Annotated in this window: 27 protein-coding genes; 15 read left to right on the top strand and 12 right to left on the bottom strand. The window is 37.0% G+C overall.

Going from position 1 to position 22007, the window contains the following annotated elements; all coding sequences use genetic code 11:
• The first annotated feature begins 241 nt into the window (after positions 1 to 241).
• From DET63_RS27005 to yunB, 3 genes are all read left to right on the top strand, one after another.
• Entirely contained in the window at positions 242 to 1657 is a 1416-nt protein-coding gene (locus DET63_RS27005; RefSeq protein ID WP_309473026.1) for a bifunctional metallophosphatase/5'-nucleotidase, read from the top strand.
• A 65-nt stretch (positions 1658 to 1722) separates the two neighbouring features.
• The gene (locus DET63_RS27000; protein ID WP_002015926.1) at positions 1723 to 2025 is read left to right on the top strand and encodes a YunC family protein; all 303 of its coding nucleotides are present in this window, start codon (positions 1723 to 1725) and stop codon (positions 2023 to 2025) included.
• Positions 2026 to 2080: 55 nt separating this feature from the next.
• Entirely contained in the window at positions 2081 to 2812 is a 732-nt protein-coding gene (gene yunB, locus DET63_RS26995; protein WP_113938383.1) for a sporulation protein YunB, read from the top strand.
• Positions 2813 to 2848: 36 nt separating this feature from the next.
• Here the strand turns inward: yunB and DET63_RS26990 are convergent, their stop codons facing one another.
• Positions 2849 to 3832 (bottom strand): M23 family metallopeptidase, encoded by a 984-nt coding sequence (locus DET63_RS26990; RefSeq protein ID WP_113938382.1) that lies wholly within the window; start codon positions 3830 to 3832, stop codon positions 2849 to 2851.
• Between the two features lie 189 nt (positions 3833 to 4021).
• Between DET63_RS26990 and lipA the strand changes: the two genes are divergently transcribed.
• Positions 4022 to 4918 (top strand): lipoyl synthase, encoded by an 897-nt coding sequence (gene lipA / locus DET63_RS26985; RefSeq protein ID WP_002015922.1) that lies wholly within the window; start codon positions 4022 to 4024, stop codon positions 4916 to 4918.
• Positions 4919 to 4938: 20 nt separating this feature from the next.
• Here lipA and DET63_RS26980 read toward each other — a convergent pair whose 3' ends face one another.
• Positions 4939 to 5418 (bottom strand): YbaK/EbsC family protein, encoded by a 480-nt coding sequence (locus DET63_RS26980; RefSeq protein ID WP_002089362.1) that lies wholly within the window; start codon positions 5416 to 5418, stop codon positions 4939 to 4941.
• Between the two features lie 74 nt (positions 5419 to 5492).
• Positions 5493 to 6047 (bottom strand): histidine phosphatase family protein, encoded by a 555-nt coding sequence (locus tag DET63_RS26975; protein WP_113938381.1) that lies wholly within the window; start codon positions 6045 to 6047, stop codon positions 5493 to 5495.
• Between the two features lie 133 nt (positions 6048 to 6180).
• On the opposite strand from DET63_RS26975, the gene DET63_RS26970 reads away from it, so the two are divergent.
• The gene (locus DET63_RS26970) at positions 6181 to 6624 is read left to right on the top strand and encodes a hypothetical protein (RefSeq protein ID WP_113938380.1); all 444 of its coding nucleotides are present in this window, start codon (positions 6181 to 6183) and stop codon (positions 6622 to 6624) included.
• 23 nt (positions 6625 to 6647) lie between these two features.
• On the opposite strand, the gene DET63_RS26965 is transcribed toward DET63_RS26970, so the two are convergent.
• Positions 6648 to 7463: a YhfC family intramembrane metalloprotease gene (locus DET63_RS26965; protein ID WP_113938379.1), complete on the bottom strand. Its 816-nt coding sequence runs from the start codon at positions 7461 to 7463 to the stop codon at positions 6648 to 6650.
• 108 nt (positions 7464 to 7571) lie between these two features.
• On the opposite strand from DET63_RS26965, the gene DET63_RS26960 reads away from it, so the two are divergent.
• Positions 7572 to 8303, top strand: a complete 732-nt coding sequence (locus tag DET63_RS26960) for a MerR family transcriptional regulator (RefSeq protein WP_113938378.1) — start codon at positions 7572 to 7574, stop codon at positions 8301 to 8303.
• Between the two features lie 28 nt (positions 8304 to 8331).
• Here DET63_RS26960 and DET63_RS26955 read toward each other — a convergent pair whose 3' ends face one another.
• A complete protein-coding gene (locus DET63_RS26955) occupies positions 8332 to 8910 on the bottom strand; it encodes a YhcN/YlaJ family sporulation lipoprotein (protein ID WP_002015915.1) in 579 nt (192 codons plus the stop codon).
• A 118-nt stretch (positions 8911 to 9028) separates the two neighbouring features.
• Here DET63_RS26955 and DET63_RS26950 point away from each other — a divergent pair, with 118 nt between their 5' ends.
• Positions 9029 to 9331 carry a YutD family protein gene (locus tag DET63_RS26950; RefSeq protein ID WP_002015914.1) on the top strand — a complete coding sequence of 101 codons (303 nt, stop codon included), beginning with the start codon at positions 9029 to 9031 and terminating at the stop codon, positions 9329 to 9331.
• A 10-nt stretch (positions 9332 to 9341) separates the two neighbouring features.
• Here the strand turns inward: DET63_RS26950 and DET63_RS26945 are convergent, their stop codons facing one another.
• The 4 genes from DET63_RS26945 to glpX form a co-directional block, all read right to left on the bottom strand.
• The gene (locus tag DET63_RS26945; RefSeq protein WP_113938377.1) at positions 9342 to 9863 is read right to left on the bottom strand and encodes a GNAT family N-acetyltransferase; all 522 of its coding nucleotides are present in this window, start codon (positions 9861 to 9863) and stop codon (positions 9342 to 9344) included.
• An 11-nt stretch (positions 9864 to 9874) separates the two neighbouring features.
• Positions 9875 to 10372 (bottom strand): hypothetical protein, encoded by a 498-nt coding sequence (locus tag DET63_RS26940; protein WP_061690082.1) that lies wholly within the window; start codon positions 10370 to 10372, stop codon positions 9875 to 9877.
• Between the two features lie 372 nt (positions 10373 to 10744).
• Positions 10745 to 11011 (bottom strand): DUF3055 domain-containing protein, encoded by a 267-nt coding sequence (locus DET63_RS26935; protein ID WP_002034592.1) that lies wholly within the window; start codon positions 11009 to 11011, stop codon positions 10745 to 10747.
• 16 nt (positions 11012 to 11027) lie between these two features.
• Positions 11028 to 11999: a class II fructose-bisphosphatase gene (gene glpX, locus DET63_RS26930; protein ID WP_002068074.1), complete on the bottom strand. Its 972-nt coding sequence runs from the start codon at positions 11997 to 11999 to the stop codon at positions 11028 to 11030.
• 147 nt (positions 12000 to 12146) lie between these two features.
• Here glpX and DET63_RS26925 point away from each other — a divergent pair, with 147 nt between their 5' ends.
• From DET63_RS26925 to DET63_RS26910, 4 genes are all read left to right on the top strand, one after another.
• Positions 12147 to 12587 carry a DUF86 domain-containing protein gene (locus tag DET63_RS26925; protein ID WP_113938376.1) on the top strand — a complete coding sequence of 147 codons (441 nt, stop codon included), beginning with the start codon at positions 12147 to 12149 and terminating at the stop codon, positions 12585 to 12587.
• A 78-nt stretch (positions 12588 to 12665) separates the two neighbouring features.
• Positions 12666 to 13298 (top strand): helix-turn-helix transcriptional regulator, encoded by a 633-nt coding sequence (locus tag DET63_RS26920; RefSeq protein ID WP_113938375.1) that lies wholly within the window; start codon positions 12666 to 12668, stop codon positions 13296 to 13298.
• A 107-nt stretch (positions 13299 to 13405) separates the two neighbouring features.
• Positions 13406 to 14170, top strand: a complete 765-nt coding sequence (locus tag DET63_RS26915; RefSeq protein ID WP_002089349.1) for a TIGR01457 family HAD-type hydrolase — start codon at positions 13406 to 13408, stop codon at positions 14168 to 14170.
• A 114-nt stretch (positions 14171 to 14284) separates the two neighbouring features.
• Positions 14285 to 14815: a hypothetical protein gene (locus tag DET63_RS26910; RefSeq protein ID WP_002184742.1), complete on the top strand. Its 531-nt coding sequence runs from the start codon at positions 14285 to 14287 to the stop codon at positions 14813 to 14815.
• Positions 14816 to 14847: 32 nt separating this feature from the next.
• Here DET63_RS26910 and DET63_RS26905 read toward each other — a convergent pair whose 3' ends face one another.
• Entirely contained in the window at positions 14848 to 15429 is a 582-nt protein-coding gene (locus DET63_RS26905) for an NAD(P)H-dependent oxidoreductase (RefSeq protein ID WP_061673660.1), read from the bottom strand.
• 284 nt (positions 15430 to 15713) lie between these two features.
• Between DET63_RS26905 and DET63_RS26900 the strand changes: the two genes are divergently transcribed.
• From DET63_RS26900 to DET63_RS26885, 3 genes are all read left to right on the top strand, one after another.
• Positions 15714 to 16502, top strand: a complete 789-nt coding sequence (locus DET63_RS26900) for an ABC transporter ATP-binding protein (protein ID WP_002139300.1) — start codon at positions 15714 to 15716, stop codon at positions 16500 to 16502.
• The gene (locus DET63_RS26895; protein WP_113938374.1) at positions 16486 to 19059 is read left to right on the top strand and encodes an FtsX-like permease family protein; all 2574 of its coding nucleotides are present in this window, start codon (positions 16486 to 16488) and stop codon (positions 19057 to 19059) included. Before DET63_RS26900 ends, DET63_RS26895 begins: the two co-directional genes overlap by 17 nt.
• A 522-nt stretch (positions 19060 to 19581) precedes the next feature.
• Positions 19582 to 20061 (top strand): GNAT family N-acetyltransferase, encoded by a 480-nt coding sequence (locus tag DET63_RS26885; RefSeq protein WP_002139308.1) that lies wholly within the window; start codon positions 19582 to 19584, stop codon positions 20059 to 20061.
• A gap of 19 nt (positions 20062 to 20080) precedes the next feature.
• Here DET63_RS26885 and DET63_RS26880 read toward each other — a convergent pair whose 3' ends face one another.
• The gene (locus tag DET63_RS26880) at positions 20081 to 20572 is read right to left on the bottom strand and encodes a phosphatidylglycerophosphatase A family protein (RefSeq protein WP_078179370.1); all 492 of its coding nucleotides are present in this window, start codon (positions 20570 to 20572) and stop codon (positions 20081 to 20083) included.
• A 120-nt stretch (positions 20573 to 20692) separates the two neighbouring features.
• Here DET63_RS26880 and yutH point away from each other — a divergent pair, with 120 nt between their 5' ends.
• Positions 20693 to 21694, top strand: a complete 1002-nt coding sequence (gene yutH, locus DET63_RS26875; protein WP_113938373.1) for a spore coat putative kinase YutH — start codon at positions 20693 to 20695, stop codon at positions 21692 to 21694.
• Positions 21695 to 21753: 59 nt separating this feature from the next.
• Here yutH and DET63_RS26870 read toward each other — a convergent pair whose 3' ends face one another.
• Complete coding sequence (locus tag DET63_RS26870) at positions 21754 to 21969, bottom strand: hypothetical protein (RefSeq protein ID WP_001137788.1); 216 nt, start codon at positions 21967 to 21969, stop codon at positions 21754 to 21756.
• Positions 21970 to 22007: the final 38 nt, after the last annotated feature.

The raw sequence follows: 22007 nt of genomic DNA, 5'->3' as shown, positions 1-22007 counted from the left end.
GACAAAGATACTGACAAATCCGCCGCATTGCTCGCTAAACCTCTCGAAAAATTCCCGCCCCAAACTAATCAACACACTAGAAAAAGTAATATAAAGTTTTCCATAATAAAAGGGCAATCTTTGGCTTTTTCTTATAATGCGAGTACAATGTAGAATAGCAAGAAAAGACGAAAAGTATTTACAGGATTATTGCGTACGTATAGCGTAAATGGCAGTAAGGAACTGAGAGGAGGTTTTTTCTCTGAATATAAATAAAGAAACAATCATCCACCTTTATCATACAAACGATATACATAGTCATTTTGAAAATTGGCCGCAAATTTCTCGGTTTGTACGAGGGGAGAAAAAGCGAAGACAGGAAGCGGGAGAGACTGTTTTAACTGTGGATATTGGCGATCATGTGGATCGTTTTCATAGTATTTCGGAAGCGACAAATGGAATTGGGAATACAAAATTATTAAATGAGGCGTTATATGATTATGTAACGATCGGAAATAATGAAGGAATTACATTGGCAAAAGAGCATTTGAATCGTCTATATGATGATGCTGGTTTTGAGGTGCTTGTAGCGAATTTGTTTGAAAAAGAAGGTGTACGTCCGGCGTGGGCGCAGCCTTATAAATTACATACAACGACAGATGGGATTACGATTGCCTTTATTGGATTAACGGTAGCTTATCCAGAGTTTTATCATATGTTAGACTGGCATATTGAAGATCCAATCATCCATTTAGAGTCTATTTTAGAAGAAGTTAAGGATACAGCTCATATTACTGTTGTGCTTTCTCATCTTGGAAAAAGTATGGATGAGTATATGGCGGAGCATTATGATATAGATGTTATTTTAGGGGCACATACGCATCATTTATTTGAGCGCGGTGTTCTTGTGGATAATACTTTGCTTTGCTGTTGTGAAAAGTGGGGACATTACGTTGGTCACGTTCAGCTTACTGTGGATAAAGAGACGAAGAGACTGTTGAAAAAAGACGGTAGAGCGATTAAGACAGAACGGTTAGGTGCTTATAGCGAGCCGTTATCCACAATTGAAATGCTAAAGGAAGAAAGTAAACAGATAATGGCTGAGCCTGTCGTTCATTTAAAAGAATCATTGCCGGTTGATTGGTTTAAGGAGACGACGTTTTCTCATATGTTGGCAAGTGCACTTAAAGAGTGGTGTAATGCGGATGTTGGGATGGTGAATGCTGGTGTACTTCTTGAGGGATTAAATGAAGGTGTTGTGACGCGCGGAGATATTCATCGGATTTGTCCACATCCCATTAATCCATGTATGTTAAAAGTACCAGGGAAAACGTTAAGAGAAGTTATTTTGAAAGCGCGCCGCCCGAATATGGAGAATCTTGAGGTGAAAGGATTCGGATTTCGTGGAAAAGTAATGGGGAAAATGATTTACGATGGTTTGGAAGTGATTCCAGATACGATTCCAGGGAATAAAATTTTACTAGAAGATGTATTGATTAACGGCGAATCGCTGGAATTAGACCGGATATATACGGTAGGAACGATTGATATGTTTACATTCGGATACTTATACCCAGAGCTATCCACACTTTCTGACAAACAATATTATATGCCGGAATTGCTTAGAGATGTACTAACAGACATGTTGATAACTTATACATCTTCAGTCAAACTATAGGCTAGTTAACTTGTAACACTCATTTTTCTCTTGTCATAAAGATAAGAAAGAGAGGAGTGTGAACTATGGTTAATGTAGAGCCAATTATAATTGATAACTATACGTTCATTGCTGTTAGCGTAAAACTTCCAAAGACAAATTTGCTAGCTGTAATGAGCGATAAAGGATATATTATGTGCGGTGCTTTAGATGTAGGTCTTCTAAATGAGAAGTTAGGTGATCGAGGAATTATTGCTGGCCGTGCGGTTGGTGTAAGAACGATTGAACAACTTCTTGAAGCACCGCTGGAATCAGTAACGACTGGAGCCGAAGCTTTAGGTATTCCGGTAGGCACAATCGGAAAAGATGCACTATTAAAAATGAGATAAGCATATATCGTCCCTCTTTCTTGCATAGAAATAATATAAGAAGGAGGGTTTTCTTATGGGCATATTTCGTTCGAAAAATTCGCGGTTTCGAAGGGGACCGATTTCCTTTCGGTATATACTGCTTATTTCATTTATTCTTTTTATCGTAATGGTAGTTCAAGGTTTATGGATTGTAAATAAAAGTATTCAGCCAACGTTAATTAAATATGGGGAAACAGAGACTCATAAAATGGCAACAGCAGTTATGACGAAAGCGGTAAAAGACCGAATTAATGAAGGGTTTGATGTAGATTCATTAATGAAAGTGCAAACGGATAGGAACGGGAAAGTATCTACAATTGATTTAAATACAAAACAAGTAAATGAAATATTAACATCGACTACTGCATACATAGAAAAATATTTACAACAAGTAGAAAAAGGGGATACGAAAGCACTTGGTATTTTTGAAGAGAATGGGGTATCTATGTCAGTTCCTTTTGGGCGTATAACTGATAATGCGCTTCTTGGTAATATAGGACCGGATATTCCGATTAATTTTACGCCAATTGGTCATGTGAATACGGATATTAAACAATTAGTTGAGCCGCAAGGAATTAATAATACAGCGATCAAAATTATTATGGAAGTGGAAGTGACGTTACAAGTTATGATTCCGTTACGCACGAAAGAAATTAAAGTGAAGCAAAACATTCCGATTGCGACGCGCATCGTTCAAGGTGAAGTGCCTACTTATTACGGAAGTGGCGGAATTGTTGTACCAGATAAAAAGAAAACGGATAGTTAGCGAATATAAAAAAATAACCGTAGCAATTCGCTACGGTTATCGTTTTGTATTTGCTCGTTCTTTTCGTTCCCAAAGGCTTAAATGCATGTATGGATCGAAAGCCCATTCGCTATAGCCATTGTCTTTATACATGCCGAAATGTAAGTGAGGCGGGAACTTTCCAGCTGTGCCAGGAGGACCATAACCAGTACTACCGACAAATCCGATTACTTTTCCTGGTTCGACAATTTGTCCGAGCTGTATTTCTTTAGAGAACCCGCCTAAATGAGCGTAATAGTGGTAATTATTATGAAGGTCACGAATACCAATGCGCCATCCACCAAGACGATTCCATCCTTTTGTTTCAATAACGCCATAGCAAGTTGATCGTACTGGTACGCCATATCCAGCAAAAATATCGGTTCCTTCATGAATTCTCCTGCCGCCAAAACTTCTACCAGCACCAAAAGTACTACGATAGCTATGGTCACTGCGAATAGGGAGAGGGAAAGCATTTCCTTCTAAATTAATGCGTCCATAATGTTTATAAATTCGGGCGTATTCTGTAATTAATTCAACTGTTTTTGCACGTCTATAATATTCCCAAAGCATAATGTTAATACGGTCTTCTGACGTTCCTTGTTTCTTTAAAATAGTTGCTGCGGTATGCAGAAGATCACGGTCGTTATTTGCATTTGCAAATCCATCTTTGTCACCATCTAAACCCATTCCGCCAAATAAAGAAATCGTATGGGGGAGAGTATTATTACTATTAACAGGTCCAGCCCATATTTCAGGTTTGAAATAAAGGGAAATGATGGCATCTGGTTTTTTCGGAATATCCTTTCTTACGCTCCGTATGTTTCTTTCGTATTGATCCATTGCAGCTAAGTAATACCACGGAATACCTGAAGATTGCTCAGTTTCTTTATATAGTGCCATGCGCTTTTCATATATGCTTTGCTGATTATCTTCACCGTAAGCGATGTTTTGGTGGAGAAGAAAGCAAATCGAAAGCAAAAGAGAAATTTTTCGAAGCATGAAATAGACTCCTTTCACAACATCACTCTTTTTAGTGTGGGATATACGGAGTATTTCATTATAGGGAACGATTGGAAAAAATCTTAGAATCTTCATTTGAGCAAATCGCTTTCATACGTTAGAATAGATATGTTACATTGAAAGAAGCGAACACGGTAAACTATTTCATATTGTGCGGAGTTGATAACCATGACAAAACAAACAGAGTATAAGCGCAAGCCCGAATGGTTGAAAATTAAGTTAAACACGAATGAAAACTATACAGGCTTAAAGAAAATGATGCGTTCTAAGAATCTTCATACAGTTTGTGAAGAGGCGAAATGTCCGAATATTCATGAATGCTGGGCTGTAAGGAAAACAGCAACATTTATGATTTTAGGTGCGGTTTGTACACGTGCTTGTCGTTTTTGTGCGGTTAAAACAGGCTTGCCAACTGAGCTTGATTTACAAGAGCCAGAACGCGTAGCAGATTCTGTAGTACAAATGGGCTTAAAGCACGTTGTTATAACAGCGGTTGCACGTGATGATTTAAAGGACGGCGGAGCAGCTGTTTTTGCTGAAACAGTACGCGCTGTTCGTCGCGAAAATCCATTTACGTCAATCGAAGTATTACCATCTGATATGGGTGGGGTAGAAGAAAACTTAAAAATGTTAATGGATGCAAAACCAGATATTTTGAACCATAACATTGAAACAGTACGTCGATTATCTAACCGAGTTCGCGCTAGAGCAAAATATGACCGTTCATTAGAGTTTTTACGTCGAGCAAAAGAAATGCAGCCTGATATTCCAACTAAATCGAGCATTATGCTGGGCTTAGGTGAAACGAGAGAAGATTTAATTGAAGCAATGGATGACTTACGTGCAAACAATGTGGATATTTTAACTCTTGGACAATACCTACAACCATCTAAGAAGCATTTACCAGTTATTAAATATTACCCACCAGCAGAATTTGCAGAGCTAAAAGAAATTGCACTTAGCAAAGGATTTAGCCACTGTGAAGCTGGCCCACTTGTACGTTCTTCTTATCATGCGGACGAGCAAGTACGTTCTGCAAAAGAAAAAGTAGCAGAAGCGAAATAATGAAAAAAGAGAGCTAATCATTAGCTCTCTTTTTTCTTATACTCTAAAACTTTATTTTGACATGTGGATAAAATCTTTTTTAATTCCTCTGTGGATAATTCAATTGTAAATTCAGGTACACCAGGTGTAATTAAAATTTTATCGTAAGTATAAATTGAACTGTCCACAATAATCGTTACATCTTGTGAATAACCGAAAGGAGCTACACATCCAGGAGTGCAACCAGTCTCTTCTCTTAGCTCATTAGGAGAACAGAGAGATAAGTTCTCTCCTGTTATTTCCTTCATCTCCCCTCGGTTGAGGCGAGTGCCTTCTAACGTAAAGAATACGTAATGCTCCCCGGATTTTGATTTTAAAAATAAGCTTTTACTTGGAGTGCCTTGCAAACCAAGTCTTTCACGAACGATACGATCTGTTTCATAGTCAAGTACTGGTTCGTGTTCAAATTTTTCATAAGAAGCATTTGTTTTATGTAGTAAAGAAAGTACGTCTTCGTACATATGGAATGATACCCCTCTCTATTGTTAATACAGTCTCTTCTCGTGGCGTCAACTGAGTGTTTTGGAAAGGGATACTATTTGGACGATGCTTCCCATAATCGTTTTATGAAACTTTGTTCATCGATTGTAATTTCGTAAACATCAGGATTCGTTAAAGTTCTCCATTCACTAAAGCCGATCGTACGATCAAAGTGCTTTAAAATGAGCGTAAGTAAGTTTCCATGTGTAACGAGTAGTGTTGTAGTATGGTTTAACTTTAAAACGTCTTGGATAAGCGATATAGCACGGTCCGTTGCTTGTTTTGTTGACTCTCCGCCTGAAAAGACAATATCTATGTTTGTAAAAGTAGATTCTAGTTTTTGCATCCAATCATCCATCGGAACGTTGCTTAATATACGTTCAGCTAATCGTTCATCCTCTTCGATAGATAGGTTAGCTTTGAGCGCATAGGGCCGAATGGAATCGATAGCTCGGACAAATGGGCTCGAAATAATATGATCTATTTGTAGCTGATTTTCTAAGAGGAATGCAGCAAGGGTGTTAGCTTGATCTTTTCCGGCAAACGTTAATTCGGCATCACGTTTTTGTCCAGTTGCGGAACAATGTCGTATTACAATAATTTTCTTCATAATTCATCCCCATCTTTCAAGTTGACGCTATATACTTCGACAAATGTGGAAATAATTCCTTTTTATTGGAAACGGAATAGTGATCTAAGTATGTGGAAAAGTAATGTGGATAATGAAAATTTGAGGTGCAATTATGAAAAAAATGATATGCATTGTATTCAGTATTTGTTTTCTCGCGCAATTGTCCACAACATATGCACAATCAAATCAAAAATTAGACTATCCAAGCAATCGAAATAAATCGTTTGTGAATGAAAATCTATTTTATGAACAGTTAGATAAGAAGGTCTATAAGGAATACAAAAATGCTTCGTATAGTGTTCGAAAGAAAATTTTATGGAAAGAAGTACAAGATGCAGAATTTACCTTCCGACAAAAAACAGCTGTCGGCTGTCGTAGTAGAGTGGTGATTCAGGATTCGTTTGTTCATCCAGATCGCCAAGTTTATTTTTTTGGTTCCTTTTCTCAAGATGAAGTAGAGGAGTTTCATAAGTACATCGTTATAGATGCAGAAACAAAGAGGGAGCTGCGAGGAGGGAAAAGTTATCATCACTACGACAATCCATATAAAAAATAACCCACCAACTGGTGGGTTATTTTTTACTCTGGCATACTTACTAATTTCTCTTTCATTTTACGAATAAGAATGAAACCACCAATCGCGAAGAGAAGAGTAATTCCTTCTGCTACAAAGATGTTAATCATTTTTGTTTGGTAAAGTGCTGCGAAAAAGTCTACAAGTGCGTGGAATAGTATAGCGTATACGAGGAAAATGTATTTCTTTTGTTTTACCGCGTATACGACAAGCATTGTGAAGGCAATTTGCAGCACTAATGCCATAATTCTTTCTAGGCTACCAAGTAAGTATAAATAGGCAGGTTGCTCTATTAACAAGTCCTTGATATGGCTCAACTGTGGGTATTGTTCAACCATTTGAGCGAAGCTACCATTGTTAATAGATGTTGCAAAGGTAAGAGTTTGAAGCCCAGCGAATCCGCCGACTAAAATCGATTCAATACCGCCGTGTCCAATTCCGTACGCAAGACCGTCTTTATAATCTCGATATTTTTTCAGTAAGTAGTAAAAAGCAACGAAACGACCTAGTTCTTCAAAAATACCAGCAGTTAGTCCGCCGAAAATCGAAAAGATAAATGGGTTCTTTAAAAACTCAGCTGTTGTGGGATTACCACGCATGAATAATTGGAATGGTGTTTCGAGGATTTGGGTAAACCCGATAAAGATAAGGACACCAACGCCAACTATTTTCAAATTAATATTATATTTCTTACGGAAATAAACGAGTACAATAATTGGGACCAGAATCGAAGCAACGAGTTGAAATATGATGCTGGCAATTACAGTATTTGAAACCATACTTTCACCGCTTTCTAATGTATGTACATATATATTATGCATGAAATGTAGGAGAATGTGGAGAGATGAATCTTTCAAAAACAAAATGGAATTTTTATTGACTCTAACGTTGCGTCATACTTTATCGTATGTATTAAGGGGGAGATACGCATGACAATGAAGGTAAAAGAAGTAGCTAATTTAGTTGGAATTAGTGTGCGCACACTGCATCATTACGATGAAATTGGGTTGTTAACCCCAGATGAGACGACAGAGTCTGGATATCGTCTGTATTCCAATGAAAATTTAGAAACGTTGCAGCAAATTTTATTTTTTAAAGAACTAGGCTTCCCTTTGAAGAAGATTAAAGAAATTATCATGAGTCCATCATTTGATCATGAAGAAGCGCTACAGCTTCATAAGAAAATGCTTCTTGAAAAGCGTGCCAGGTTAGATAAGGTGATAGCGACGATTAATAAAACAATTCAGCATACAAAAGGAGAGATTGATATGACGAATAAAGAGAAATTTGAAGGATTTGATTTTAGTCATAACCCGTACGAAGAAGAAGCACGTGAACGATGGGGAGATGAGGCTGTAGATAAAGCGAATAAAACAGCGAAGGGGATGTCTAAAGAGAAACAGGAGGAGTTTAATAATATTTACAGAAATCTAGCAACACTTCGAAATGGAGCACCTGATTCTAAAGAGGCGCAATCTGCAATCGGGGTATGGTACGATTACTTGCAAAACTTCGGTGAATATTCATTAGAAGCCTTTAAGGGGCTCGGTCAAATGTATGTTGCTGATGAGCGTTTTACGAAAAATATTGATAAGTTTGGCGTGGGATTAGCGCAGTTTATGTGTGATGCGATGGAGGTTTATGCGGATCGTAAGAAATAGTAAAAAGGTGGAGGTTTCCTCCACCTTTTTATTTTTTTATCATATCATTTAAAGTTTGATCTCCCGTATTGTTCAAATGAGGATTATCGCTCATTTCACGTTTTAACATATCAAGACTTTGTTCATATTCTTTATCGTTTAAGCTACCAGATTGAAGACCTTGAATTTGAGAAATCAACTTTTGGTTTGTTGATACATATGCTTTATAATAGCGAGGGACGATGGACAAAGCTGTTTTATATACTTGATCTGTTACGAGTTTCGGATCCGTTGTGTTCGCACGGTATACAACGAACACTTCGTCGTCGGTAACGAGTGTAGCGGCATTGGTGACGTCAGGAAGTTTGACTGTCATGCTTGTAATCATTTCAGCGACTTTCTCACGGTTAATGGCGCCTACTTGTTTGTTAGATACTTCATGTTTTTGTTTAGATGAATAGCCCACCCTTGTGAGCCGTGTATTTGTATTTTCCGTATGATACATGTCGTTTTTGTTGGAAACAAGAACACGACTTCCTTCTTCACGCTCCATTTCGGCTTTATTAGTTGATTGGCAGCCTGCAAATAAGGAAAGAGTGAGAAGAGAGAGTATAATTTGTTTTTTCACGATGTAGCACCTCCTTCTCCATAGCATGCACTAATTTTCAATTTTTTGTATTTGAAATTGTTGGTTGTTATGCTTTGTGATACGATAAAAAGAAGAATGCTTAGAGAGGAAGTTCATAATGGAGCAAAAGCAAGAGATTCATACTACGGTGAGCGTTAATAATGTTCAGTACGAAGTGATTAAAAACTTTCGTGACGGTTTTAGTGAAGAAGCACTTAAAGAGCGCTATGCAGAAATTTTAAATAAATATGATTATATCGTTGGAGACTGGGGTTATGAGCAACTTAGATTGCGCGGATTCTTTGATGATAGTAATCAACGTTCGACATATGATACGAAAATTAGTACTTTATCAGAGTATTTATACGAGTACTGTAACTTCGGTTGTGCACACTTCGTATTACGAAAAGTGAAGAAATGAAAAAATCCTCTTACGATTGTAAGAGGATTTTTTCATAGCAATTATACCAATTATGAGGAGGCTGTTTACTTGCAAAGTAAACAGCACCTCGACAAATATAATTATTTTTTTCATATAAGCTTAATGAAACGGGATTACCTGTAAAGCAATCTAGGCGTATTCCTTTGTAGCCCATCTGTCTTGCTTCGCTTTCCCAAAAGGATAAAAGTACTTTACTATATCCTTTGCCTTGCGCGAGCGGATGGATGACAAAAGAGTGGACGATAAGAAAGCGTCCGTCTATTTCTGACCAGTCAATTAGTTTGTATTCTGGAGACGGTGCTTCGTTTAAGACGACGGCACCGACAAGTACTTGATCTTGGAATAGACAATACAATTCGGCCTGTTCTAGATGATAGGAAATGTGTTCTCGCGTCGGATAAGAATCATCCCATTGGTAAATTTGGTTCTGTAAGAGTAATTCTTTGCATGCTGTATACATTACATCTAAGTCATTCAATAAATCAATCGTACCTTTTCTCACCTTTAACATGAGAGTCCTCCTTACAAACAAATTGAAATGTAATCACCTTCAGAAAGAGTTTTGTTTGGTTTCATTTGTTGTCCGTTCAATTGGATATGCCCATTTTTAATTTTATCCACAATGATAGTACGGCTCCAATCTGAAATATATGTGGATAACACTTTATCAATTCGGTGGGAACCAAAAACGATGTCTAATACGATTGTTATTTCGGCTATACCACTTTCTTTGTATTGTGTAATGGAAATGGTAGTACTTGTTTTAGTTTGTTCTTGCTGAGTCATATCGACAGTTTCGACGTGATCAGTAAATGATTTATAAATATGAAGTTTTTGATTCCACGTATGATCTTTCGGACATTTATAAATTGCAAATCGGTATATATTCTTTCCGTTTGCATTATGTCTGCGAATGTTCGTGTCAGTAAATAGGGTAGTGCGTCTGCAATTTTTACAATACTTTTCGATTGTTACTAGTTCGTTTTCATATAAACTCCAAGAAAGTTGTACTTTCTGCATTTTCCTTCACCTCTTATATATTGGTAAAGGAACGTAATACAGCTATTTGGATGTCTTGTAGTATGAAGACATAAGAAGTAGACAAAAATAAAAAGAGGTTCCCCCAAGAGGAACCTCCGTAAACATCATACTACAGATGCGTTACGTTCCTTCGTAATGGGAATGGGCAGACTACTCCCTTGAAAAAGCACGGTGCTTTTTTGAGAGTAATGCTATCCAATTGCTGGTCCATTACAAAGTAAATGTTGGCATACGCAGATAACGTCCTTTCTATCCAAATAGATTTATTCATAAGTATAACACGTAAGATTGAAAATTCAAAATATAAATTGTAAAAAAACACCAGCTAACATAGCTGGTGCACCAGATAAATTATATAAGTTCAAATAAAAATGAGCGTAATTCTTCTGCATTTTCTTCAGACATCGAAAATGCATGCTCTAAGTAGCCTTGTTCATTTAAATCGTCAGGACCGATGATAGCAAATTTGTTGCTTTGCATATCAAGGACTATCGTTTTACCGTAATGACGATCGGAGTATAGAAGCGCTAAATCATGACGCTCATTTTCCCCCAAAAAGCTAACGAAACGCGTTTTTGTAGCGACTGTATCGTCGTACAGAAAGAAACGTTCTTCCATACACATGGCTCCTTTATTAAATATCTAAGTTTAAGTGTGGTTTATGATCTAAATGGTGATGCGTTTTAATGAAACGTACTGTTCTTGTTTTGTAACGCATAACGATAGAATATGTTTCAGCTAAATCTCCGCCAAGGAATTTCACGCCGTCTAATAATTCACCAGCAGATACACCTGTTGCTGAGAAGATTGCGTCATCACCAGCTACTAAGTCATCTAACATAAGAAGTTGACGAGGATCTTCTAATCCCATTTCACGACAACGAGCTTCTTCTTCTTCGTTCATTGGAACTAAGCGAGCTTGCATTTCACCTTCAAGGCATTTTAATGCTGCTGCAGAAATAACGCCTTCTGGAGCTCCGCCTACACCTACGAATAAGTCGATACCCGTTCCAGGTAAAGCTGTAGCGATTGATGCACCAACATCTCCATCACCAAATAGTTTTACGCGTGCACCTTTTGCACGAACACGGTCAATAATATCTTGATGACGTTCACGTTCTTGGATGATAACCGTTAGGTCACGAATTTTTTTATTGTTTGCTTCTGCTACAATTTCAATTGTTTTTTCAATTGGATCATCTAAGCTAATTTTACCAGCTGCTTTTGGACCAACCGCGATTTTTTCCATGTACATATCCGGAGCATGAAGAAGGTTTCCTTTATCTGCGATTGCGATAACTGCCATTGCATTTGCAAGGCCTTTCGCAACGATGTTTGTACCTTCTAATGGGTCAACAGCGATATCTACTTCTGGACCGTTACCTGTTCCTAGTTCTTCACCAATATACAACATCGGTGCTTCATCAAGTTCTCCTTCACCGATTACAACTGTACCTGCCATGTTTACTGAATCGAACATATCACGCATAGCTGTAGTTGCTGCATCATCTGCTTCATTTTTCTTTCCGCGGCCCATCCACTGTGCGGATGCTAAGGCTGCTGCTTCTGTTACACGGACAATTTCTAGTGCGAGTTCACGTTCCAAGGTTGCATTCCTCCAATTTCAAAAATCATACAAATATAACTATAACAAATAACGAGGAAAAGGTGAATTCGAAAAATTGTCGATTTTTTCAGAAGAAAGCGTTACAATTAAAATGTAAATGCTTTAATTTCCAGGTAGGTGACATTCATGTACTTCGTAGACAGAAAAAAAATAGAACAAATGCTAGTATGTTTAGAACAAGCAACAAATACATTTCAAGAGAAAAAGGCATATGAAACCGAGTTTGAATTTTACGCATTAGAGCGCATGGCGCATCTTATTATCGATTGTATATTAGATGTAGGAAATGCGATGATTGATGGATTTATTATGCGCGATCCAGGAAGTTACGAAGATATTATTGATATTTTAATGGACGAGAGAGTTATAAGTGGAGAAGAGGGAGCGCATATTAAAGAAATTATTCTTCTTCGAAAAATGCTTACGCAAGATTATATTCAAATGAATCATGATGAATTATATAAGACGATTCAAAAACATATCGCCGTGGTAGAGAAATACCCAGCGAATATTCACAGTTATTTAGAAAAGGAATTAGGACCTGTATCTGCATTTGTACCAGAATAATTGTGCTTATAAGATCCCCGGGAATTCCTTTGGGGATCTTATATTGTATAGGAGAAAGAAAAGGGAGAAGGGTGAGCTATGGGGGAAGCACGTACTACGAGAGAAGAGATTGTACAATTACTGAAGATAAAAGGAGAGCATACTGTAGCAGAATTAGCCGAAGCTTTAGAAATTACAGAGATGGCGATTCGTCGACATTTAAGTAAACTAGAAAATGATGAGCTAATCTATTCAAAGATGGTAAGACAGCATGTCGGACGACCAACATATTTGTATGGATTAAGTCAAAAGGGAGAAGATACATTCCCGAAAGAATATAAGCAATTTGCTATTGATATGCTAGAAGATTTGGCTCGAATGGGCGATGAAAAAATGCTGCGTCACGTCTTGCAAGCGAGAACGAAACGAATGGAAGAACAGTTGCAAAAGAGGATAAGTAATCAAAGCAATTTAGCGTATAAAGTTCAAGAAGTAGCTGCTATGCAAGAGAGAAACGGTTATATGGTTCAAATAAAGCGAGATGGGGAGCATTCTTTCATATTTGAAAAGCAAAACTGTCCGTTAAAGGAAATTGCAGAGAGATTCCCGCAAGTGTGTGAAGATGAAAAAGAGATGTATAAGCGGTTATTTGCAGATGCAAATGTGAAGACGTTAGCAAACATGTGCGTGGGCGATTGTAATTGTTCGTACCAAATAAAAGAGAAAAAATGAACGTTATGGGACGCTTTAAGGTAAAGCGTTTTTTTCTTTTGAAAAAGGGGTTAATATAAGAGTGGTATGATAGATGAGAACGTTAGCATAGAAGGAGAGACAAATAGATGTATAAAGGTTATTTAATTGACTTAGACGGTACAATGTATCGTGGTGAAGAACAAATTGAAGAAGCAAGCGATTTCGTAAAAGCATTAGGAGAACGCGGTATTCCATATTTATTCGTTACAAATAACTCAACTCGTAAACCAGAACAAGTTGCAGAAAAGCTTGTTCGTTTCGATATTCCAGCGAAAGCGGAGCAAGTATTCACAACGAGTATGGCTACAGCGAACTTTATTTATGAGCGTAAACAAGATGCGACTGTATATATGATTGGTGAAGAGGGCTTACACGCTGCTCTTGTGGAAAAGGGATTTGAACTTGTGGATGAAAATCCTGATTTCGTCATTGTTGGTTTAGATCGCGATATCACATATGAAAAATTAGCAAAAGCATGTCTTGCTGTGCGTAACGGTGCAACGTTTATTTCAACAAATGGGGATATCGCAATTCCAACTGAGCGCGGATTATTACCAGGTAACGGTTCATTAACATCAGTTGTTGCAGTATCAACAGGTGTGGACCCAATCTTTATTGGTAAACCAGAATCAATCATTATGGAACAAGCGTTAAAAGTGCTTGGCATAGGAAAAGAAGAAGCTTTAATGGTTGGGGATAACTACGATACAGATATTTTAGCGGGGATAAATGCTAGTATGCATACCCTTCTTGTCCACACTGGAGTAACAACTGTGGACAAGTTAACAGAATATGAAGTACAACCGACGCAAGTTGTGCACAACTTGACGGAGTGGATTGAGAAGATGTAATGAAAGGCAGGTAACCGGAAGAGGTTGCCTGTTTTTTTATGCACAATTGCATATGTACTATAGGGATTTAAAATGTAAAATTTATATGTAATGATGTGAAGGGGGAAAATAAGAGTGTACTGGATGTCATGTATTATGTTTATTTTTACATTATGTGTTTTATTCTTTGTTCTATGGAAGATATATAAAATAAATGAAATGAAAAAAAGCGCGGGAAAGCTTATTGCAGCATATCCTCGGGTGAAACGACGTTGGATTGCCTTACTTGGACCAGCGTACTTTATCGGACAATGTATGTATATATATGCTCAGTACGTAAGTGGTGATATTGGTACATTTGAACAGTTTCTCATTCAGTCAGGTAGTTATGCTGTAGCAAGTTGTTTTATGATTTTAATAGCGATCAATCTTATTAAAAGTGTACAAATATATGAAAAAGGTGTAATAGACGGATTGAACTATTATTCATACGAAGAATTAAAAGGCTATAAAACATCAACATGGGAAAATCCAAAAGAAAATATATTTTTATATCGCGGGCGAGAAAAAATGAATGATAATGTGAATTTACTTATTAGACAGGAAGATATGAATGAATTAGAAAGCATTCTTCAAAGATATATTCCGAAATTGATGATGAAATAAAAACTCCGGTAGTTATAACCGGAGTTTTTTTATTAAAATACGCGATTCACAACTTCTTTTACTTCTTCAAGATAGTGTTTACGCACACTGTCATCCACAGAAGGAACACTTGTATAGAATGTATGCTCCAGTGTTTCAATGCCTGTAAATTCAAAAATACCAGCATCAGTTGTTTTTTTCATTGCATCAAACATACCGCCTGCTGTGTATACTTCTTTCGAATTTCCCATCGTAGATAATAACAATCCTTTTTTACTGCTTAATAACTTTTCGATACCATTCTCACCGTAAGCATAAGCGAAGCCGTGGCTAAATACACGGTCAACGTATCCTTTTAAAATAGCAGGAAGACCTGCCCACCAAACTGGGTAAATGAATGTAATACTATCAGCCCAAGAGATATGCTTTTGTTCTTCTTTAATATCTTCTGGTGTGTTTCCTTGGGAAAATGAGATGAAATCGGAAGCACCTAATACTGGATTGAAGTTTAATTCGTATAAATCACGAACGCGTACTTCATGACCTTTTCCTTCTAATTCACTTTTTACAGTTTCTAAAATTGCATGGTTGAAGCTTTCTGTATTCGGGTGTGCATAAACGATCACATGTTTCATTGTTCTTCCTCCTATTTGTGGATATGTGAATAGTTTTTATATATTCGTGTAATTATTATGGTTACTTCCGTTGCGAGAGTCAACTTTTCTGACGTGAGAAATAAAGTGAAATTTTAATAGGTGGGGTGTCCATCCCGCACTGATTATTTGCTCACACTAATCGGGCACTTACTGCCGGTTAATATAAATGTTAGTATGTGACAAAAAAATACAAAATAGTAGGGATTTTGCATTTTTGAATAGAATATATAGATTGGTAAATAGAGAGAGAAGGGGATATAGGGATGAATATTATTGAAATTGAAGGGTTAGAAAAATCGTTTGATATTGGGGATAGTAAAGTAAAAATATTAAAAGGCATTAATCTTCAAATTCAAAAAGGAGATTTCGTCTGTATTATGGGGGCAAGTGGATCGGGTAAAACGACCTTACTTCAGTTGTTAGGTGGATTAGATATTCCGTCGGTAGGTAGTATTCGAGTTGATGGTACAGAGATATCAACATTAAAAGAAAAAGAGCTCGCTTTATTTAGAAGGCATAAAATCGGTTTTATTTTTCAGCAGTTTAATTTGATTCCAGTGTTTAGTGCGGAGGAAAATGTAGGATTGCCGTTACTGTTAGATAATGTCTCACAAAAGAAGGCCACGGTGACAGCAACTCGTTTATTAGATCTCGTCGGGCTAAAGGGAAAAGAAAAACATTTACCAGCGCAGTTATCAGGCGGGCAACAGCAAAGGGTTGCGATCGCAAGAGCTTTTGCAAATGAGCCGGCTATTATATTAGCTGATGAACCAACAGGGGCGTTAGATTCAGAAAATAGTAAAAATATAATCGCGGCACTGCGCAATGCGTGTGATGAGTTAGGACAAACAGCTGTCATTGTAACGCACGACCCGTTCGTAGCGGCCCATGCGGATAAAGTTGTTTTCTTATTAGATGGTGAAGTAATTCATGAATATGCTGAAAGTAAAGGATGGAAATTTCGAAATATCCCGCAACAAGTTATCCACATTCAAGAGATTATGAATCGTCACTTTAAAGTAGGAGGTAAAGGTGATGCGATGGGTAATTAAGTATGCGATAAAATCGATGAAACAAAATTGGTTGCGAAATATGTTGATTGCCCTCGGTGCAGCTTTAGGTGTTATGTTAGCGACGATGTTATTACTAGGCAATCAATCAGTAGAGAAAAGTGTGAAGGAACAAGTAGTAAGCCGGTATGGAGATTATAATTTACAATTTGGTTATATAAAAAATGATGTGTATTTAAATAATGAAAGTCTAAAAGGAATAGATGGCTTAGAAAATGCTGAAAAAATATCAAAAGTACTTATACCATATCCTTTTCCACATTATAAAGAATTATCGGGAAAACCGTCCTATTGGGGTGTTGAGCAAGATTCTCCAGAAATGCACTCTTATAAAGTGTTAGAAGGTCGATATCCGAAAGAAGGGGCTGAAGTAGCACTGACAAAAGGGTATACAGACCGTGAAAATATACGGGTAGGAGATACGATTAAATTGCCATTCCCGCAGCATGGAGAAAAGAATGTGAAAGTCGTCGGCATTTTAAATCCGCCGTTAATGGCAGCGATGGGGCATAGTGCTTATTTTCCAATCCATTGGCTTCAAAAAGAATTAAATCTACCAAATCAATTCAATCTCGTTCAAGTGAAAACAGCCGATGTAAATGTGAAAAGAGCAATTGCTCTTGATGTAAATAAGAAGATAGAAAATATAAAGGTAGATCAACGTACGTATGTGGATAAGGCGTTTGAACGACTAAATGTAATGAAGCCGTTAATTTTTAGTTTAGGTGGTATTGCTTTATTTGTTGTAGCTCTTTTAATAATGGGAAGTTTCTTCTTATCTGTTAGAAGTCGATTTAAGCAGTGGGCATTATTACGTGCACTCGGTAGTAACCCAAATCAAATTATATTGGTCGTTTTATTAGAGGCTTTATGTATCGGCGCAATCGGATCGCTAGCAGGGGTTATTCTTGGGGTAGGTACGCAAACAATCGCCGCATCATTCATTAATAAATGGGTGAATATTGAGGGGGCAGGGAAAGCATCATTCTCGATTTCAGGTGAGATTTTACTCATTACTTTTTTATTAGGGATTGTTATGTCTATCATAGGGGCCATTATACCAGCTTTCATGGTTAGAAAGATTCCACCAGTTCAAGCACTTCGCCCAGGTCTTCCTAGTAATGAGAAAAAAGAAAAGAGATGGAGTGCTTTTAGCCTTAGCATCTTAATCATTGGTACTGTTATTGGACTTGCAGGTAACGTATTAGAGCAGTATATCGGTTTTAATCCAAGTGCGATAGGAGCGCTGTTATTTGCAGTTGGTTTGTTATTTGCAATTCCGTTCTTTATTCGTATGATAGCACCAGTGATTGCAAAACCGTTTCAAATGATATTACGAATTGAAACGACGATTAGTAGCCGGAATGTAATTCGTTATCGGAATAAGGCAGCTGTGTCGGTTGCTATATTAGCATTTGGTTTTATGTTAGCGCTTGTTGGAACGATGTATGTAAATTCTATGTATGAAGGTATGAAAAAAGGATTACAAAAACATTTACCAGCGGACTTAGTAATAAGAATTCAGGTAGAGTCGCAAGGAATAGAAACATTACCGTTTAGTTGGATGGAGAAGGTTAGAAAAATTGATGGTGTGGAATCAAGTGTTGGGAATGCTACTGACTTTACAGCAAAACTTGTAAATTATGACTTTAAACAAGCTAATCAAGAATGGTATGAATTTGCGAAAAAAAACAATTTGAACTACGATTCAATGGAAGTTGTCGGTAACGATATTGTAGCGTATCAGAAAGTGACAAAGGCGAAAGTGATTGCAGGGCAAACTTTAAGTAAGCCATTACAAGATGGTGAGGGAGTCATTACGAAGGAAGTGGCTAAAAATTTAGGACTTCAGTTGCATGATACGATTGAAGTACAAGGAAAAGGGAAAGAAAAACAAACGATTAAAGTCGTTTCGATTATTGAGCAAGGATTAAGGTTAAGAGGATTAGATGTTTTTGTAAATGAACAATGGGCTCGCGATAAGTTTCACGTACAAGGATATGAAGCGATTCAAATTATGACAAATTCGAATCAATCATTTGAAGCGATTAAGAAGCAAGTAAAAGAAATTACAAATAATAAAGAGAATGTAGAAGTTATAAACAGTTATGATTTATTGAAAGAACAAGAGCAGTTATTATCGCAAATGATGATGTTAATTCGCTTGTTAGTTGTAATTGTTTTTATTATTTCTGGTATAGGGTTAATGAATGCGATTGTCTCAAGTTTACATGAAAGACGTGCTGAAATTAGTATGATTCGTGCGGTAGGAGCTATTCCGAAGCAAATGAGACGGATTGTTTTATTAGAGGGCACTTTACTTGGAGCGATAGCTGGTTGTATTGGGGTTTTAGGTGGAATTGTATTTAGTTATATTGTGTTATCAAGCTTAGAGTTAACGGTTATTATCATTCCGTATAATCAAGTTTTAATATTGGCACTAGCTAGCATTATACTCGGAGCAGGAGCAGCAATGATTGCTTCATTACAATTAAGAAAGTTTAAATTGAGTGATACTTTAAAGGAGTTATCAGCATAAAAGATTACTATATCCCGCTCATACAAAGTACAAAAAAGACGAATAAAATGATAACAATACCAATGCCAAAGTTAAATACAAGAGTACTATCCATATATGTAACCTCCTTGTTTGAAAGTAAAAAGCACTCTGGCTGGAGTGCTTTTTATTATCCGAATCTGTCGCAACGAACGCTGCAACGTATAGAAAGGGAATAATGCGTTTAAGAGTTATATTAATTTATGCATTAATTTTGTAAATGAGCAGGTCCTGCTCAGGTATAGAAAAAAAGACACTCTTTCGAGTGTCTTTCATGATGACAAAATGTGTCAATTGCTTGAGTTTGATAAGACGCTAATTTCCGTTTTAACGTCTTTTCTTTAATCAAGAAGTGTAGCAACAGCGATTCGAATAAATTGTAGCATTTTTTAAAGGGGTGTGCGTATGTAACTATGCATATTACGATTAGAGGAGAATCAAGTTTGGAAAATGAATGAGTAAATACATATAGATTAGTAGAGTATTTGATAAGGAGCGAGATGAATGGATATACATAAGTTAACAGAAGAAGAAGCAAACGAAATAAGTACGTGGACGTACGATGAACCGTATACTTTATATAGCTTTTCAGGAGATGCTGAAGTAATAGAAGAGTTGCTAGATGGAACATATTACGGTTGTTGCGGAGAGAATGGAGAATTCATCGGCTATTTTTGTTTTGGAGAAAATGCACAAGTGCCAGGGGGAAGAGATGCTAATTTATATAGGGGAGAAGATGTAGTAGATATTGGGCTTGGAATGAAGCCGGAGTTAACAGGGAAAGGGATGGGGGAAATATTTTTTCAAGCGGGAATAGCATTTGCTACTGAGGAATTGAATTCGAAAATGTTTCGACTGAGTGTAGCGACATTCAATAAGAGAGCGATTAGGCTGTATAAAAACATTGGATTTCAAGTAGGACCTCTTTTTTTGAGCCGTGGAAGAGAGTTTATGCTGATGGAATATGAAAGACCGTCAGTATGAAACTGACGGCCTAGATACGTTATTCCGAATGCTCAGCACGGTGCGCTAAACGACTTGAAGCAGCGGCAGCGATTCCGCCAACAATATCATCAAGGAATGTGTGAACTTTTCCAGTTGATTTATCATTTAAGTATTCTAAAATACCTGGCTTTAATTTATCGATATATCCAAAGTTCGTGAAACCGATAGAGCCGTACACGTTAACGATTGAAAGTGCGATGACTTCATCGATTCCATATAGTCCTTCATCGCGTTTTACGATATCTTGTAACGGTTGACTTAATAGTCCTTTTTCAGCGAGGACATCAAGTTCAATGCCTGTAATAAGAGCGTTTTGTACTTCTCGTTTTGATAGTACACGCTCAACGTTATAGCGACATTCTGACATCTCTAAATTTGCATGGTATTTCTTTTGAAGAAAATGAACAAGATCAGCAATATCGTCAATTGTTACACCGCGCTCTTGTAATAGTTGTAATGCTCTTTCTTGTAGTTGATTTGAGTCTTTCATGTTTATCACCTTTTTTTCTTTTTAGTATTTGTATACGTTTCGTTGCTTTATCATGTGCATAGGAATGAAAGGCGAGCACAAGCTCATATATATAAAGAAAAACCATAGGTGGCGACTGCGATGATTCAGCATATTTATGAGCATTATCACATGCATATTAAAGAATTAATCCCCCTTGGCCCCTATAAAAGCTTTTGGATTCGCAACAAAATTTATGTACTTGTTCCAATTGGAGAAATGGAGGAAGAAGTACTTGTAGAGATGAAAAAGCTCAGTGATTATATGAACCAGCAAGGGGATATAACTGTTTCGACTTTCGTTCCGACTATACACGGCTACTATGTAAGTGAGATAGAAGAAAAAAATTACTGCTTATTAAAAGGTATGCGTATGTTAGAGCGACATGCTACATCATTAGGAAGTGAGCTTTCTATATTCCATAAACGTGGCGCATTCTTTCCAGAAGAAGTTGAGCAATTAAGCCGCATTGGTGAATGGAAAGCATTATGGGAAAAAAGGCTCGACCAATTAGAAAGGTTTTGGCAATCGCAAGTGATGAACCATCCTTCAGACGTATTCGATCAATTGTTTATTGAATCCTTCCCGTATTACTTAGGAGTTGCAGAAAATGCAATTCAATATGTTGTCGATACAGAAATGGACGATACACCACAAATAACTGACGCAGCAACAATTTGCCAAGAACGATTTACACCTTTATTATGGCAGCAAACGAAGCGTTTAAAACTTCCTTTTGATTGGGTATATGATCACCCAAGTAGAGATATAGCAGAATGTATTCGCTATATGATGATAGAAAAAAAGAAAGATTGGGAGCAAACGGTAGTTCAATTCATTACAGATTATGAACGTAATTATTCGCTCTCTTCATTTGGTTGGCGCTTATTATTCGCAAGGCTTCTGTTCCCGCTTCATTACTTTGAAACGGTTGAACAATATTATCAAACAGGAAACGAAGAACAAAAAGGCATATATAGAGCCCGTTTAGAAATCATTTTACATGATGTGAAGCGCACTGAGCAATTTATGAATCATTTTTACGAGTCATTTCGTTTACCTGTTGATAAGTTAGGCATTAGGAAATTAGATTGGCTATCTTAAAATGAAAAAAGAGACCGGGTGAGGTCTCTTTTTTATATATCACAATTGTATGTAATACATTATGCCCCTACCTGTTGATCTGCACATATATTTAAAATGAATTGATGTCTTTCGATTTTTTCATTTACTTTACTCAATAATTCTTGCTGGATTTCTTTAAATAAAAATTGATAACTTGCATTCCATGTTGGTATAACGGATGAAAGGTCTAATAAATACTCTTTTTTCTTTTCTAGTTCTTGAATTGTTAAGAAAGTGTTCCCCATTCTTGGCATGTGTCGTCCCCCTATGTTTTTTTCTGTATATGTGTGAA

The organism is Bacillus sp. DB-2, from assembly GCF_003315125.1.
Lineage (GTDB): Bacteria > Bacillota > Bacilli > Bacillales > Bacillaceae_G > Bacillus_A > Bacillus_A mycoides.
This window is presented reverse-complemented; position numbering and strand designations above follow the sequence as displayed.